The sequence below is a fragment of the Pseudomonas sp. B26(2017) genome (genome assembly GCF_002113045.1).
Lineage (GTDB): Bacteria > Pseudomonadota > Gammaproteobacteria > Pseudomonadales > Pseudomonadaceae > Aquipseudomonas.
Genome location: NZ_NEJJ01000007.1, coordinates 107,578 through 123,029, shown reverse-complemented (window position 1 = coordinate 123,029; position 15,452 = coordinate 107,578). Strand labels below are relative to the sequence as shown.

The following is a 15,452-nucleotide window of genomic DNA, read 5'->3' as shown; positions in this document are numbered from 1 at the left end:
CCCTTCTCCCAAAGGATCGGGGACGTTAACTGAATACACCGACGCTGTAAGTCAGACCCTTCGCAAATATGTAACAAGCCTGCTTAATGGGCCGATGTCGAAGCGTCCTTCTTCGGCTCGCGAATCTTGTACCAGGCCACATACAGCGCCGGCAGAAACAGCAGTGTCAGCAGGGTCGCCACCACAATCCCGCCGATCATCGCGTAGGCCATCGGCCCCCAGAACACTTCCCGGGCGATCGGGATCATGCCCATGCTCGCCGCCGCAGCGGTCAGCAGAATCGGCCGGCGTCGGTGTTCGGTCGCTTCCACCACTGCATCCCAGGGCGAGTAGCCTTTGCGCTCGAATTCGTCGATCTGGGTCACGAGGATCACCGAGTTGCGGATGATGATGCCGATCAACGCCAGAATCCCGAGGATCGCCACGAAGCCCATCGGCGTACCGGTCGGCACCAGCGCCAGCACCACGCCGATCAACCCCAGTGGCGCGACGCTGGCCACCAGGAACAGCTTCTGCACACTGTGCAGCTGGATCATCAGGAAAGTCGCCATCAGGAACAGCATCAACGGCAACACCTTGGCGATCGGCCCTTGCGCCTTGCCACTTTCCTCGACCGTACCGCCGGTGGCGACCTTGTAGCCCACAGGCAGCTTTTCGGCGAAGGCATCAATGGACGGCTTGAGGATTTTCACCAGATCGGTCGGCTGAATCTCGTCACGCACCGACGCCTTGATGGTGATGGTCGGCAGGCGATCACGACGCCACACCAGCGGCTGCTCCAGCTCATAACGAACCGTGGCGAAGGCCAGCAGTGGAATCGACGTGCCGTTGGGCGTAACGATTTGCAGGTTCTGCAGGGTTTCCGGCGTACCGCGCTCGGAATCCACAGCCCGACCGACCACGTTGATCAGGTAGATATCGTCGTCGACCTGGGTCAGCGGCGCGCCACTGACGATGCCGTTCATCAGGTTCGCCACGTCTTCGGACGACAGGCCGAGCTGGCGCGCCTTGTCCTGGGCGATGTCGATTCGCAGGACTTTGCCTGGCTCGTTCCAGTCGTAAATGATCTCGCCGATGTGCTCGTTCTTGTCCAGTTCAGTCGCCAGGTCGATGGCATGCTTGCGCACCTGATCAATGTCCTTGCCGCTGATCCGGTACTGGATCGGACGCCCCACCGGCGGGCCCATTTCCAGCGCCTGCACGTAGCTGCCGATGCCGACGAAATCCTTGTGCAGACGTTCGCGCAGGCGCTTGCTCAGCGCCTCGCGGGCTTCGAAGTCTTTGCTGACGATCACCAGTTGCGCGTAGTACGGGTTCTGCAATTGCTGGTCGAGCGGCAGGTAGAAACGAATCGCACCCTGGCCGATGTAGGTGCTCCAGCGCACGATGTCCGCATCGCCCTTGAGCGTGGCCTCGAGTTTGTCGACGGCCTTGCGGGTTTCGTCGATCGAGGCGTTTTGCGGCAGGTTGAGGTCGACCAGGATTTCCGGCCGGTCCGAGGACGGGAAAAACTGATTCTGCACAAACCGCATGCAGAACACCGCCAGCACAAACAACAGCACGGTGATGCCGATGGCCCACCAGCGATTGCGCATGCACCACAGCAAACCGCCATTGAATGCGCGGCCGACGCGTCCCGGTTCGGCTTCATGGGGTTTCACGTTGGTGCTGAGAATGTGCACGCCGATCACCGGGGCGAAGAACACCGCCACGATCCAGGACACGATCATCGCCACGGCAATCACCGCGAACAGCGTGAAGGTGTACTCGCCGGCCGAGCTGGCGTTGAGACCGATGGGGACGAAACCGGCGACCGTCACCAGCGTACCGGTGAGCATCGGGAACGCGGTCGAGGTGTAGGCGAATGTCGCGGCCTCTTCCTTGCTCTCGCCCATTTCCAGGCGCGTGACCATCATTTCCACGGTGATCATCGCGTCGTCCACCAACAAGCCGAGGGCGATGATCAGAGCACCGAGGGAAATCCGCTGCATGGTGATGCCGCTGTATTCCATGAACACAAACACCATCGCCAGCACCAGCGGAATCGAGCACGCCACCACCAGCCCGGCGCGCACTCCGAGGCTGATGAAGCTGACCACCAGCACGATCACCACCGCTTCGAACAGCGCGCTGGTGAAGCCGCCGACGGCTTCCTCTACCACCACCGCCTGATCGGACACCGTGTGCACACCCACGCCCACCGGCAGATCCGCCGTCACCTCATCAATGCGTTTGTGCAGGGCCTTGCCGAACTCCTGAACGTTGCCGCCCTTCTGCATGGCAATCGCCAGACCGATCGCCGGCTTGCCGTCGAAGCGGAACTCGGGGGTGGCCGGGTCGACGTAACCACGAGTGATTTCGGCGATATCGGCCAGGCGATAGAAGCGGTCGTTGAGTTTGAGATTGACCTCGGCCAGATCTTTCTCCGAAGCGAACTGCCCGGACGTTCTCACCGAAATCCGCTCGGGGCCCGCCTCGATCACACCGGCGGGAGTCACCGCGTTCTGCGATTGCAGGCTCTGCACGACTTGTCGTTGATCGATGCCCAGCGCCGCCAGTTTGCGGGTCGAGAAGTTCAGGTAAATCACTTCATCCTGCTGGCCGATCATCTCGATCTTGCCCAGCCCCGGCACGCTGCGGATCTCGGCCCGCGCCTGTTCCACGTAATCGCGTAACTGGCGCATGGTCAGGCCGTCGGCGGTGAAGGCGTACACCGAACCGAACACGTCACCGAATTCGTCGTTGAATCCCGGCCCTTGAATGCCTTGAGGAAACTGCCCGCGAATATCGTCGATCTTCTTGCGCACCTGGTACCAGATTTGCGGTATGTCCTTGGCACTGGTGGTGTCGCGCAGGTACACGTAGACCGTCGATTCGCCGGGGCGCGTGTAGCTTTTCACGTAGTCGAGGGAATCGAGTTCCTCGAGTTTTTTCTCGATGCGGTCGGTGACCTGCTTGAGGGTTTCCTCTTGAGTCGCACCTGGCCATCTGGTCTGGATCACCATGGTCTTGATGGTGAACGAAGGGTCTTCCTCGCGCCCCAGATTGAAGTAGGAAAACACCCCCATGAGCAATGCCACGAACATCAGATACCAGACGAAAGACTGATGCTTGAGGGCCCATTCGGAGAGATTGAAAGAGCCTTTCATTGACTGTCCTCGTCAAGTTTCACGGATTGTCCGGGTTTGAGGCTGTTGACGCCGGCGCTGACCACGCGCTCGCCGTTCTTCACGCCCCCCGCGAGCACCACGCTGTTGTCGGTGCGGCTGATCACGCTGACGTCGCGCGGGTTGACGGTTTTGCTCCGGGTGTCGATGACCCAGATTCGCGGTTTGCCGTCGACCTCCTGCAACGCCGTGGCTGGTAATTCGATACGCGGCTTGATCGCCGAGCTGAGGGTGACGCTGATCGCGGTGCCGAGGCGGAAGCCGTCGGGCGTATTAGCCAGGGTCAGCCGTGCGCGTCGGGTGCGCGTCGCACTTTGTGCCTGCGGTTCGATCTCGCGCAGGGTCGCCGTGGTGTTGATACTCGGGTCAAGTTGCCCGGCCACCAGAAACACCACGTCGGGCGGGATCTCATCGACCAGGGTGTCGGGCAGATCGATCACGGCTTCCTTGATGTCCGGTTGCGCCAGGGTCACCACCTGTTGGCCCGCCGTCACCACTTGCCCGGCCTCCGCATTCCACGCGGTCACCACGGCTTTGTGATCCGAACGCAACTCGGTGTAGTCGAGTTGATCCTTGCTTTGTTTGACTGCCGCCCGCGCCTGATCCAGCGAAGCCTGGGTGGTTTTCAGGTCAGTCATGGCAATGTCCAGCTGCGCCTGCGCGCCCACGCCCCGGTCGAACAGCGCTTGCTGACGGCGGGCGTTGGCCTGAGCGTTGATCAGCTGTGCCTGAACCCTGGCCAGGTCGCCCTGGGCCGAACGCAACTGGTTCTGCTGATCGGACGGATCGAGGGTGGCGAGCAGCGTGCCCTTTTGCACCTCGGTGCCGACATCGACGTTGCGGCTGGCAATGCGCCCGCCGACGCGAAAACCGGTGTTGCTTTCATAGCGCGCCTGAATGCTGCCGGCGAAACGCCCGAGGTTTTCCTCGTTCATCGCCTCGACCCTGACCGACAACACCGGCCGTACCGGCTCCGGCGGTGGCTCGCTTTTCGAACAGGCGGCCAGCAACACGCCAATGGATATCAGCCCCAGACGCTTCATGGCTGCGCTCCCGGTTGCAGGCCCTTGTAGGTGTTTTCGGCAATTTCGACCTTCATGCCCGGATGCAGCAATTGCCCACCCGCGACAATGACTTTTTCCCCGCCCTTGAGACCTTCGCTGATGATGACCTTGCCGATCAGGTAGCGGCCGACGGTGACGTTGTGCAGCTGCGCTTCACCGTTATCGTCGACCATCCACACCGCTGGATCGCTGACGTTCTTGGTCAGCGCCGACCACGGCAATTCAACGGCCGACTTGCCAGTGCCCTTGGCCGTGGCGCTCACCACCGAGCCCAGTTGCATCCCCTGCGGCAGGCTGTCGAGGCTGACCTTGACCTGCACCGTGCCAGACTGCGCGGACACCGCCGGGGTGATTTCGCGCACGGTACCGGTGGTCTTGATGGCGGGGTTGTCGAGCAGGCTCACGACGATCGAACGTTCCGCCGGCCGCTCGGCCAGCAGGGACTCGTACACGTTGAACACGGCGTCGCGGTCGCCGTCCCGGGCCAGGCTGAAAATCGGCGCTGTGGCCTGAACCACCTGGCCGACTTCGGCCTGACGCTCGGTGATGACGCCGGGCGCATCGGCGATCAGCGAGGTGTAGCTCAATTGATCCCTGGCGTTGGCCAACTGCGCCTGGGCCGCGCTCAGGGCACTCTGGCTGCTGCGCAATGCGGCCTGCGCGGAATCGTATTCGCTCTGGCTGGTGTAGCCCTTGGGCAAGAGTTTCTGTTGGCGGACGAACGCGGCGGCGCTCTGTTTGACCCGCGCCTGCTCGGCCAGCACCTGGGCCTGGGCGGAATCGACGTTGGTCTGCAAATCCTTCGGATCGAGTTTGGCCAGCACTTGTCTGGCGGAGACGCGGTCACCGACATCGACCATGCGCTGAATGATCTTGCCGCCGACGCGGAACGACAGTTCGGTCTGCACCCGCGCCTGAACATCGCCGGTGAGGGTCACGGTGGCGGCGTAATTGACGGGGCTCACTTCCTGGACGAAGACCCGGGGCAGGTACTCTTCGGGCGCCTTTTTCTCGCCGCATGCGCTCAACAAAGCGAAAAGACTCAGCATGACCGCTGTTTTCAATCCGGGACTCGCCATGCAGACTCCTTCCTGTGTACGAACGTGCAAGTGACGATACGACTGTGAGCTTAGAACAGGGTTCAACCTTCGTCCGCGCGATACAGGCATTTATGTGCAGCGAGTATCCTGACCCGGATTTCGGGGCACCCAAGAAGGATTTTCATGCTCAAGACCCTCGCGGTAGCCAATTACCGCTCGATCAATAAATTGGTGATTCCGCTGGGCCGTCTGAACCTGATCACCGGCCCCAACGGCAGCGGCAAGTCCAACCTGTACCGGGCGCTGCGGCTGCTGGCGGAAACCGCTCAGGGCGGCGTGGTCAATGCGCTGGCCCGCGAGGGTGGGCTGGATTCGACCTTCTGGGCCGGACCGGAAACCATCACCCGGCGCATGCGCAACGGCGAGGTGCCGATCCAGTCCACCGTGCGCCGGGGCGTCAAACGCCTGCGCCTGGGCTTTGCCGGGGAGGACTTCAGCTATTCGATCGCCTTGGGATTGCCGGAGCCGAGTCTTTCGTTCTTCTCCCTCGACCCGGAAATCAAAAAGGAATGCATCTGGGCCGGCCCGCTGTATCGTCCGGCGAGTTTGCTGGTGGATCGCGACGGGCGGATGATCCGTGTCCGTGACGGCCGCAACTGGGACGTGCTGGCCCAGCACACGCCGAACTTCGACAGCCTGTTCGATCAGGTCGGCAGCCTGCGCAGCTCGCCGGAAGTGTTCCAGATGCGCGAGTTCATCCGCCGCTGGCGCTTCTACGATCACTTTCGCAGCGACGCCGACGCCCCGGTGCGCCAGCCGCAACTGGGCACCCGCACGCCGGTGCTGCATCACGACGGGCGAGATCTGGCAGCCGCGTTGCAGACGATCCGCGAGATCGGCGATCCCGACGCGTTGCAGGCCGCGATCAGTGATGCGTTTCCCGGCGCACGGCTGAATATTGCACCGCTGGCGGGCGGCCGCTTTGCCATCGAGTTTTTTCAGGAGGGTTTGTTGCGACCGTTGTCGGCGGCGGAACTGTCGGATGGAACATTGCGTTATCTGCTGCTGGTCGCCGCGCTGCTGACCCCACGCCCGCCGTCGCTGATGGTGCTGAACGAACCGGAAACCAGCCTGCATCCGGACCTGCTGCCGGCGCTGGCGCGCTTGATTATCCGCGTGTCGGAGCAGTGTCAGGTGTGGGTGGTATCCCATGCCCGGCGGTTGATTTCGGCGCTGCAGCAAGACCCGGAATGCAATTGCATCGTGCTGGAAAAAACCCTCGGCCAGACCGGGATCGTCGGGCAGAGGGTTCTGGATGAGCCGGCGTGGAATTGGCCTGATTAGCCCTGCCAGCCAAGAGCCCGTCATCGGAAAACCGCCCGCCTGGCCATCTCCCAGTCAGCGCTTCGACGTCGGAGAACTTCTTCAGGAACTGCTGCGCGGGATTTGCCCCGACAGAATAAGAAAGCTATTTTTCCTTCCGCTGTAGGACGGATCTTTTTTTCATGAAGGCCCTCCAAGGACGAACAGCTTTTGGCCAGACTCCCCCGGCCAAACCATAACAAGGAAGAGAACATGGACGTAAAAGTGCCGCAGCGACTGGATCCGCAGGAAATCGTGAAATTGTTGGTGGCGTTGCGCCGGGCTTTGAAAACCGGGATAGCCTGAGCCTAAAGACACCCTCACCTGCACACACAAAAACGCCGATGACCATCACTGGCCATCGGCGTTTTCATACCTGAAGGGGTTGTGTTGCTGCGTCTGATCAGAACGCCGGCAGTACCGCGCCGTCGTACTTCTTCTCGATGAACGCTTTGACTTCAGGGCTGGTCAGGGCAGCGGCCAGTTTCTTGATGGCATCGCTGTTCTTGTTGTCTTCACGGGCGACCAGGAAGTTCACGTAAGGCGAATCCGCGCCTTCGATCACCAGGGCGTCCTTGGTCGGGTTCAGCTTGGCTTCCAGCGCATAGTTGGTGTTGATCATGTCCAGATCGACTTCTTTCAGAACACGCGGCAGCAGGGCCGACTCCAGTTCCTTGAACTTGAAGTTGTGCGGGTTCTTGGCGATGTCTTTTGGCGTGGCCAGGGCGTTCTTCGGATCTTTCAGCTCGATCAGGCCGGCCTTCTGCAGCAGGATCAGTGCGCGACCGCTGTTGCTGCCTTCGTTCGGAATGGCGATGGTGGCGCCGTCAGGCAATTCGGCCAGGGTCTTGTACTTGCTCGAGTAACCACCGAACGGTTCAACGTGAACGCCTTGCACGGTTACCAGGTACTTGGCCTTGTCGTCCTTGTATTTGCCCTGGTTGAAGCTGTTCAGGTACGGCAGAGTCTGGAAGTAGTTGGCGTCCAGACGCTTCTCGCCCACTTGTACGTTCGGCTGAACGTAGTCGGTGAAGACTTTGATTTCCAGATCCACGCCTTCTTTGGCGAGGGTCGGTTTGATCAGTTCGAGGATCTCGGCGTGCGGCACTGGCGTCGCGGCCACCACCAGTTTCTCGCCGGCCTGGGCCAGGGAAGCAGTCAGAGCAGCCGCCAATGCGGTAAACAACAGAACCTTTTTCATGCAGTGTCCTTATCGAAAATCGGTCGTCATCGACGACGGCATTAATACGTGTGCCAGCGATGTGCTACTGCTGGCGTGAAGCGGACAATACCGGGATTTTTTATTCCCGGACAATAACGTTTATTCAGCTTCATATTCCATTTTGTTCATGTTGAACAAAATGGTTACAACGCCTCGCTCAGACTCAACAGCAATTCTTTCAATGCCTTACGTTCGTCGGCGGTGCCATTGAGGCTGATGCTCGCCGCCTGACGCTCGATCTGAACCAGCGGCCCAGACACCTCGGGCAGGTTCAGGTGCTCCGGCAGGATTTCGTCGCCGGTGCTCACCAGCAGCGCAAAATGAATGACATTTTCCAGCTCCCGAGTGTTGCCCGGCCAACTGTGTTGTTCCAGCACCTGCTGCGCCGCTTCGCTTATCAGCGGCACCGGCAGATCGAGGCGCTGGCTGTAGATGCCGAGGAAGTACTCGGCCAGCGACAGAATGTCGCCGACCCGCGCGCGCAGTGCCGGCAGTTCCAGTTGCCCTTCGCTGAGATAGTGATAAAGCCGCTCGTGGAATTTCCCCGCCGCCACCGCTTGCGCCAGATCGATGCTGGTCGCCGCCACCAGACGTACGTCCACAGGGCTCGGTTGATGAGCACCGACGCGGGTGACTTCGTGATTTTCCAGGGCGGCAAGCAACTTGATCTGGATCGGCAGCGGTAGGTCGCCGATTTCGTCCAGGTACAAGGTGCCGCCGTTGGCCGAGCCGAACCAGCCAGCGCGGCTGCTGGCCGAACCGCTGTAACTGCCGGCGGCGTAGCCGAACAATTCGGCATCGGCGTAGGTCGGGCTGATCGCACCGCAATTGACCGAGACAAACAGCCCGCTGCGATCACTGGCACGGTGGATGTGGCGGGCGAGCAATTCCTTGCCGGTGCCGGTCTCACCGCGAATCAACACCGAGATCGAGCGCGGTGCGAGTTGGGCCATTTCCTCGCGCAACTGGCGTGAGCGCGGATCGACGAACACCAGCGCCTTGGCGCGAATGCTCAGGGGACTTTTTTCCGCATCGGGAAAGGTCAGCAACGGCTGACCGAAGGTTTCAAAATTCATGGCAGACTCCCGCCCCAAATCGCCGGGAGACGGGGGCGTTGAAAAAATAATGGGTCAGGCACGGCGCCGGGCGTGGTGTTCCATGCGGTTTTGCAGGCGATACAGATAAGCGAATCCCTGCTCCCAGCGTTGATGCCCGGACTTCACGTTGATATGGCCGGCGCCTGCGAGAATCCCCGCCTCGGCGCCCCAGTTGCGCGCCAGTTCCAGCGCACGCGGCGCGCTGACGGCGGCGTCGTTGTCGGAGCTGACGACCTGGCTCGGGAACGGCAACAGATCGGTCGGAATCGGTGCGAAATTGCGCAGTGCCGGCGCGCAAGCCGGGCGTTCGACATCCGCCGGAGCGACCAGCAGCGCGCCGCGCACCTGACGCAGGTGATGCAGCGGCGCGGTCGCCGCCCAGTGCGCCACGGTGATGCAGCCCAGGCTGTGCGCGATGAGAATCACCGGCGAGCTGTCGGCGGCAATCGCCTCGGCCAGCGCCGCGACCCAGTCTTCACGACGCGGCGTCAGCCAGTCGGCCTGCTCCACCCGCGCGCTGTTCGGCAGGCTGTTTTGCCAGTGGGTTTGCCAATGATCTTCTGGCGATCCTTGCCAGCCCGGCAAAATCAGATAGCGGATTGATTCGTTGCGCATGGGGGAGCTCTCCTGCGTCGTGTCTGTTCCTGAACGAGTATAGGGACGGGATTTATATTCGTTAAGGAATAAGAAGCTATTTATTAAGACCCTAAACGAATATCAAGCAACGAACAAAAAAGGGGCCGCACCCTGCCAAGGAGACGGCCCCGGAAAAACGTCAAACCCTTATCGTGCAGTGATCACCGACAGCCTGGTGATGCCCGCCCGCTCAATCGAAGCCATGGCTCGCGCCACTTCGCCGTAATTCACCCCGTTGTCGGCCTGCAATTGCACGCGCACTTCCGGGTCCTTGGCCTTGGCCGATTTGAGGTTGAACTCCAGCAAATCCGGCTGGATTTCGTCCTTGTTGATAAACAGTTTTCCCGTACCGTCGATGCTCACCACCAACGGGTCTTTCTGCTCGACCGGTGCCACCGCTTCGGTTTTCGGCAGGTTGATCGGTATCGCGTTGGTCAGCAGCGGCGCGGTGACGATGAACACCACCAGCAGCACCAGCATCACGTCCACCAGCGGCGTCACGTTGATCTCGCTCAGCACCTCGTCGCTGTCTTGCGTGGAGAAGGCCATATCAGGACGCCTCCTTCACTTTTGTTGCGTTGCCCTGGGCCGCAGCCTTGTGCGCGGTCGGGTGGATCAGCACACGGAACGAGCTCTTTTGCGCCAGGCTGTAGAAGTCGTGGGCAAAGTCATCCAGGTCCGCCGCCGTCAGTTTCAGACGACGCAAAAAGTAGTTGTAAACCAGCACCGCCGGCACCGCGACCGCGATCCCCACACCGGTGGCGACCAGCGCTGCACCGATGGGACCGGCGACCGTTTCCAGGCTAGCCGAGCCCGCCGCGCTGATACCTTTCAACGCTTCCATGATTCCCCACACCGTGCCGAACAGACCAATGAACGGTGAGGTGCTGCCAATACTCGCGACCACCGCCAGACCGGTTTCCAGCGAACGGCGCTCGCGGACGATCTGCTGGCGCAAGGCACGTTCGAGACGATCCTGATGGTTGATCGCCTGGCTCAGGTCATTGGCCTGCGGCGCCTCGCCCACCTGAATCGCCGCATAACCGGCCTGTGCCACCCGCGCTGCAGCGCCGGGCTGGGTTTCGCTCAACTCGGCGGCGGAGTCCAGACTCGACGCCGCCCAGAAGCGCTTGTGAAATTTGCGGTCCTGCGCCTTCAACCGGCCGAACTGCAAAGCCTTGAGCAATGCCAGGCCCCAGGTTGCGACAGAGAAGACCACCAGCAGCCAGATCACCGCGCTTTCGATGGATTCCAGTGGAGATGCCAGTAACGTCATGATGAGTTCCCTCGTGTGTGGGAGCCGAGCTTGCTCGCGATGACGGTTACAGACACACCGCGAGAATAAAGCCGGCTGATTACCAATTAATGAATCTTGAAATCGATGGGTACGCTGACCCAGCCGTCCTGGGCGACATCACCCTGCTTGGCCGGCACGAAGCTCCAGCGCTTCACGGCGTCCAGCGCCGCGTCGTCGAGCTGTTGCCGGCCACTGCTTTTCTGAATCTGGATTTCTCCCGGTTTGCCGCTGGCCAGCACATGAACCCGCAGCAACACCGTGCCTTCCCAACCGCGACGCTGGGCCAGCGACGGATATTCCGGCGCCGGGTTCTTCAGGTACGCGGCGTTGGCCGAGGCCGGCGTCACCGGAGCAGGCGCCGGTGGTGCAGGTGGCGCTGGCGCAGCGACAGGGGCTGCCGGTTGTGGCAGAGCCGGTGGTTGCTCGACCGCTTTTGGCGCTGGTTTCGGCACGGGTTTGGCGACCGGTTTCGGCTTGGGAATCGGCTTTGGTTTCGGTGGCGGCTTGGTTGCCAGTTCGTCTTCCACTGGCGGCGGTGGCTCGACCACAGGTGCCGGCGGCGCCGGACGCGAAAACTCGATGGTCATCGGTGGAATTTCCGGCGATCAACCCTGAAAGCGCCCAGGCCGAAGTGCTCAATGAAGTCGGCTTTGAACCGTACTTTCGCCACGACGGCATCTTCCCCGACGACCCGCTGTTCGACGCCAAACGCGAATCCGCGCCGTACACCCATTACCTGCGCGAACAGGGTTTCGAAGGACGCAACCCTTGGCACGACTGGGCCAACGCTGCCGAAGGCGACAACGGCGAAATCCTCAGCGGCTGGCAAATGCGCAATGCCCATTTGCCAGCGCGAATTCCCGAGCAACATTCAGAGACTGTCTACACTACAAATCGAGCCATCGACTTCATCGGTGAGCAAGGTGAAAAACCGTGGTTTTTACACCTGTCCTATATCAAACCCCACTGGCCCCACATCGTACCGGCTCCGTACCACACCTTGTACAGTACGAAATCGATTCTCGAACCGGTACGTAATGCCTCTCCAAGCGACCACCCGGTCTATCAGGCCTTTCGCCAGCATGAGGAAAGCCTGAATTTCTCCAAAGATTCGGTACGACTGAACGTGATCCCGACGTACATGGGCCTGGTCAAACAGGTCGATGATCAGTTGGGGCGGCTGTTCGATTTCCTGCAAGGCACCGGCCGCTGGGAAGACACGCTGATCGTGTTCACCAGCGATCACGGCGACTTTCTGGGCGATCACTGGCTGGGTGAGAAGGAGTTTTTGCTGGAGCAGGCGGTGGGCGTCCCCTTGATCGTGCGCGACCCGCGTGCGGCGGCGGATGTCACGCGGGGCACGGTGGACGAGCGCCTGGCGGAAACCATCGATGGCGTGCCGACCTTTCTCGAAGCGCTGGGTGTGACGGGAGCCGAACATCGCCTGGAAGGTCGTTCGTTGATTCCACTGCTGCACGGTGAAAATCCCGACTGGCGCCGCTATGCGATCAGCGAATACGACTACGCCTTTCAGGCCCCGGCAAGGGAGCGACTGGGCCAGCCGATCGACCGTTGCCGCATGACCATGGTGCGCAGCGAACGCTGGAAATACCTGGCGTACGACGGCTTCCGGCCGCAGCTTTTCGATCTGTTGAATGACCCGCAGGAGCTGCAGGATCTGGGCGCGGATCCGGCATATGCGGCGGTGCGCGAAGAGCATGCGGGTTATCTGTTCGAGTGGGTGCGCGGACTGAAGCGGCGTACCACCATCAGTCATCAGGAGATTGATTTGCGTGGGCAGCGGTTTCGTTATGGGGAGCCGGAGACGGAGAAGATGGTGCAGATCGGCGTGTGGTGACAGTGATCGTTCCCACGTCGAGGCGTCGAACCGTCCGCGTGGGAACGATCAGTCAGACACCGACGATTTCGACACCTTTGACGGTCTGACTACGCTGCCCATTCGCCCCGACCGGCACTTCCCCTTTGAGCGTCACCCGCCGCACCACCCGATCCTGAGTGCCGTAGTCATCAATCGCATAATGCTGCGTCGAGCGGTTATCCCAGATCGCCACATCACCAGCCTTCCAGCGCCAGCGCACGGTGTTTTCCTGACGGATTACATGGCTCTGCAACAGCCCGAACAGATGCGCCGAATCAGCCTGGGAATAGCCCTTGATGCGCTTGACGAAATGCCCCAGCAGCAAGCTCTTTTCGCCGCTGATCGGGTGTACACGCACCACCGGATGTTCGGTCTCGTAAACCGTCGAGGTGAAGATCTTGCGATAACGCTCAAGCTTCTCCGCTGACACATCCGGCTTCACAGCGGCGTAGTCGTATTCGTTGCTGTGCACGGCCACCAGCTTGTCCGCCAGCTCGCGCAATTCGGTCGGCAGTTCGTTGTACGCGGTCGCGGTATTCGCCCAAAGGGTATCGCCGCCGAATGCCGGGGCCACTACCGAACGCAGCTGACCGCGCAATGGGCTGCGCTGAGCGATGAACAAAAACGCATTTCCGCGCGGGCGATGGAGGTCTACGCCGCGATGGTCGAGCGCATGGACTGGAACATCGGCCGCGTCGTCGACTACCTGCGCCAGCAGGGCCAGCTCGACAATACCTTCATCCTGTTCATGTCCGACAACGGTGCCGAAGGCGCGCTGCTGGAAGCCTTCCCCAAGTTCGGCCCGCAATTGCTGACCTATCTGAACCAGCATTACGACAACAGCCTCGACAACATAGGCCGCGCCAATTCCTACGTCTGGTACGGACCGAACTGGGCGCAGGTGGCGACCGCGCCGTCACGCCTGTTCAAGGCGTTCACCACCGAGGGCGGGATTCGCGTTCCGGCACTGTTGCACTATCCGCAGCTGCCGCTCAAGGGGCAGATCAGCCATGGTTTCGGCACGGTGATGGACATCACGCCGACCCTCCTCGATCTGGCCGGCGTGCGCCATCCCGGCAAGCAGTGGCACGGCAAACCGGTGGCGCCGTTGCGCGGGAAATCGTGGCTGGGTTTCCTGTCCGGCGAGACGGCGCAGGTGCATGACGAACACACCGTCACTGGATGGGAGTTGTTCGGGCGCCGGGCGATTCGGCAGGGTCAGTGGAAGGCAGTGTGGATCCCCGGGCCGGTGGGGCCGGCGACCTGGCAGCTTTATGACTTGGGGAGTGATCCTGGGGAGATTCATGACCTGGCGTCGAGTAAGCCGGACAAGCTCAACACCTTGATCGAGCACTGGCAAAAGTATGTGGAAGAGACTGGCGTGATTTTGAGTGCCTCGCCGTTTCAGCCGGATTGAGGTTGCCCGACCTGACGCCTTCGCGGGCAAGTCGAATCGTCGCACCGCCGCTCCCACAGTTGAAATGCATTCCCCTGTGGGAGCGGGCTTGCCCGCGAAGAGGCCCGCAAACTCACCATCAAGCCCGGGCTGTACGTGCGTTTTCTTGCACCTCTGCTTCATCCTTTCGAACAAACCGGTTCGCCCGCCCAAACGTCCCGAAATCATTGAAACGAACCCCCATCTCCCGCATCACCTTATGCGCCACCGGCACCGTCATCTGGCGGATGTAGAAAGGCTCCTTCACCACAAAGTGATGGATGCCATGGCTGCTGCCGAAGTTGAAGCAGAACGCCTGCAACGGCCACAGCCACCAAGGGTTCAATACCTGGCATTGCTGAAGAACGTTACCCGGCTCCACATCCCCGTAGTAATGCATGTTCGAACTGATGAAGTGCAGGCAGAAGGTACGCAATACGTTCGGGCCGATGATCACCACGGCGGCGATATCGATCACCTGCATCACCGACAACGTGGTCGCTGACCATTCAATCGGCGAACCCATCAAGTCAGCAATTCCGTTGGCCGCATGAAACCCGAGAAACACATACCACGCGCCCCAATGCACCAGCGCCAACGGCGCGTAGACCTTCAGTGAGCGCTTGATGATGCTGAATTTATGCGCCCAGGTCTTGGCTCGCAGCATGCGGATGAACGCCGACATCACGTTGTCACCCACCATCAGCAACCGCGCAAAACCCCAAGGTTCGCCGTTGGTGATCGCGCGTTCTTCCATGTCGGTTTCAGTGCCGGACACCTTGTGGTGATTGAGGTGCAAATGGCGACGAATCCACGGGTTGATCGTGCTCGGCCGCGCCAGCCACACCAGGCCCATCATCAGGTTGTGCGGCACGCGCTGTTTGCGGAAATACATGCTGTGGATCAGGTCGTGCTCGAGTTCGTGGGTCAGCGAGGCGAAAAACGCGTTGAGCAACAGGCACGCCCACCCTGCCATGTGCCCGGTGATGTAGAGCGCCGCCGAACCGATCATCCCGGCCAGGGCAAACGCCAGAATCCCCGCACCGAGGGCGTCCTGATGCTTGAGAATCGGGTAGCGCTCGCGCAGCTCGACGCCCTTGGCCAGCACCACTTCGCGAATATGCGCTGATCGCTGGGCAGCATTGTGTCGCCGGGGACTTGCAGAAGTACGGTCCATGCTTCCATCCTCTGGTTATTGATGTTCGCATCCTGCCCCGCGCGGGTTCCGAACGCGGTAGCCGAGAACGCCAACC

Annotated in this window: 10 protein-coding genes and 4 pseudogenes; 3 read left to right on the top strand and 11 right to left on the bottom strand. The window is 61.1% G+C overall.

Translation table 11 applies throughout. From position 1 onward, the window contains the following. Window positions 1–83: 83 nt before the first annotated feature. The 3 genes from CAF79_RS12270 to CAF79_RS12260 are packed head-to-tail and all read right to left on the bottom strand — an operon-like array spanning window position 84 to window position 5,310. A complete protein-coding gene (locus CAF79_RS12270) occupies window positions 84–3,149 on the bottom strand; it encodes an efflux RND transporter permease subunit (protein WP_085697984.1) in 3,066 nt (1,021 codons plus the stop codon). Then, entirely contained in the window at window positions 3,146–4,210 is a 1,065-nt protein-coding gene (locus CAF79_RS12265; RefSeq protein WP_085697983.1) for an efflux RND transporter periplasmic adaptor subunit, read from the bottom strand. Before CAF79_RS12265 ends, CAF79_RS12270 begins: the two co-directional genes overlap by 4 nt. Next, window positions 4,207–5,310: an efflux RND transporter periplasmic adaptor subunit gene (locus tag CAF79_RS12260; protein ID WP_085697982.1), complete on the bottom strand. Its 1,104-nt coding sequence runs from the start codon at window positions 5,308–5,310 to the stop codon at window positions 4,207–4,209. The genes CAF79_RS12265 and CAF79_RS12260 overlap by 4 nt, the downstream gene beginning before the upstream one ends. Before the next feature lie 144 nt (window positions 5,311–5,454). Here CAF79_RS12260 and CAF79_RS12255 point away from each other — a divergent pair, with 144 nt between their 5' ends. Continuing rightward, complete coding sequence (locus CAF79_RS12255; RefSeq protein ID WP_085697981.1) at window positions 5,455–6,615, top strand: AAA family ATPase; 1,161 nt, start codon at window positions 5,455–5,457, stop codon at window positions 6,613–6,615. Window positions 6,616–7,036: 421 nt separating this feature from the next. Here the strand turns inward: CAF79_RS12255 and CAF79_RS12250 are convergent, their stop codons facing one another. From CAF79_RS12250 to CAF79_RS12225, 6 genes and pseudogenes are all read right to left on the bottom strand, one after another. Beyond that, window positions 7,037–7,834 carry a MetQ/NlpA family ABC transporter substrate-binding protein gene (locus tag CAF79_RS12250; protein ID WP_085697980.1) on the bottom strand — a complete coding sequence of 266 codons (798 nt, stop codon included), beginning with the start codon at window positions 7,832–7,834 and terminating at the stop codon, window positions 7,037–7,039. A 164-nt stretch (window positions 7,835–7,998) separates the two neighbouring features. Continuing rightward, a complete protein-coding gene (locus CAF79_RS12245; RefSeq protein WP_085697979.1) occupies window positions 7,999–8,931 on the bottom strand; it encodes a sigma 54-interacting transcriptional regulator in 933 nt (310 codons plus the stop codon). A 54-nt stretch (window positions 8,932–8,985) separates the two neighbouring features. Then, complete coding sequence (locus CAF79_RS12240) at window positions 8,986–9,567, bottom strand: alpha/beta hydrolase (RefSeq protein WP_085697978.1); 582 nt, start codon at window positions 9,565–9,567, stop codon at window positions 8,986–8,988. A gap of 168 nt (window positions 9,568–9,735) precedes the next feature. Next, on the bottom strand, window positions 9,736–10,137 hold the full coding sequence (locus CAF79_RS12235; RefSeq protein WP_085697977.1) for a biopolymer transporter ExbD: 402 nt from the start codon (window positions 10,135–10,137) through the stop codon (window positions 9,736–9,738). A gap of 1 nt (window position 10,138) precedes the next feature. After that, the gene (locus CAF79_RS12230; protein ID WP_007952775.1) at window positions 10,139–10,864 is read right to left on the bottom strand and encodes a MotA/TolQ/ExbB proton channel family protein; all 726 of its coding nucleotides are present in this window, start codon (window positions 10,862–10,864) and stop codon (window positions 10,139–10,141) included. Between the two features lie 86 nt (window positions 10,865–10,950). Next, window positions 10,951–11,487: pseudogene (locus tag CAF79_RS12225) on the bottom strand (energy transducer TonB); the annotation flags it as partial. On the opposite strand from CAF79_RS12225, the pseudogene CAF79_RS12220 reads away from it, so the two are divergent. Beyond that, window positions 11,487–12,743: pseudogene (locus tag CAF79_RS12220) on the top strand (sulfatase-like hydrolase/transferase); the annotation flags it as partial. The pseudogenes CAF79_RS12225 and CAF79_RS12220 overlap by 1 nt on opposite strands. A 52-nt stretch (window positions 12,744–12,795) precedes the next feature. Here the strand turns inward: CAF79_RS12220 and CAF79_RS12215 are convergent. Further along, window positions 12,796–13,365, bottom strand: a pseudogene (locus CAF79_RS12215) (TauD/TfdA dioxygenase family protein); the annotation flags it as partial. Here CAF79_RS12215 and CAF79_RS12210 point away from each other — a divergent pair. Beyond that, window positions 13,351–14,181: pseudogene (locus tag CAF79_RS12210) on the top strand (sulfatase-like hydrolase/transferase); the annotation flags it as partial. The pseudogenes CAF79_RS12215 and CAF79_RS12210 overlap by 15 nt on opposite strands. 118 nt (window positions 14,182–14,299) lie before the next feature. Here CAF79_RS12210 and CAF79_RS12205 read toward each other — a convergent pair. Next, window positions 14,300–15,376, bottom strand: coding sequence for a fatty acid desaturase (locus tag CAF79_RS12205; RefSeq protein WP_085697976.1), 1,077 nt, complete (start codon window positions 15,374–15,376; stop codon window positions 14,300–14,302). Window positions 15,377–15,452 lie beyond the last annotated feature (76 nt).

Coding starts and splice junctions, on each gene's coding strand:
- CAF79_RS12270 (WP_085697984.1), bottom strand. CDS start 3,149: ATGAAAGGCTCTTTCAATCTCTCCGAATGGGCCCTCAAGCATCAGTCT.
- CAF79_RS12265 (WP_085697983.1), bottom strand. CDS start 4,210: ATGAAGCGTCTGGGGCTGATATCCATTGGCGTGTTGCTGGCCGCCTGT.
- CAF79_RS12260 (WP_085697982.1), bottom strand. CDS start 5,310: ATGGCGAGTCCCGGATTGAAAACAGCGGTCATGCTGAGTCTTTTCGCT.
- CAF79_RS12255 (WP_085697981.1), top strand. CDS start 5,455: ATGCTCAAGACCCTCGCGGTAGCCAATTACCGCTCGATCAATAAATTG.
- CAF79_RS12250 (WP_085697980.1), bottom strand. CDS start 7,834: ATGAAAAAGGTTCTGTTGTTTACCGCATTGGCGGCTGCTCTGACTGCT.
- CAF79_RS12245 (WP_085697979.1), bottom strand. CDS start 8,931: ATGAATTTTGAAACCTTCGGTCAGCCGTTGCTGACCTTTCCCGATGCG.
- CAF79_RS12240 (WP_085697978.1), bottom strand. CDS start 9,567: ATGCGCAACGAATCAATCCGCTATCTGATTTTGCCGGGCTGGCAAGGA.
- CAF79_RS12235 (WP_085697977.1), bottom strand. CDS start 10,137: ATGGCCTTCTCCACGCAAGACAGCGACGAGGTGCTGAGCGAGATCAAC.
- CAF79_RS12230 (WP_007952775.1), bottom strand. CDS start 10,864: ATGACGTTACTGGCATCTCCACTGGAATCCATCGAAAGCGCGGTGATC.
- CAF79_RS12205 (WP_085697976.1), bottom strand. CDS start 15,376: ATGGACCGTACTTCTGCAAGTCCCCGGCGACACAATGCTGCCCAGCGA.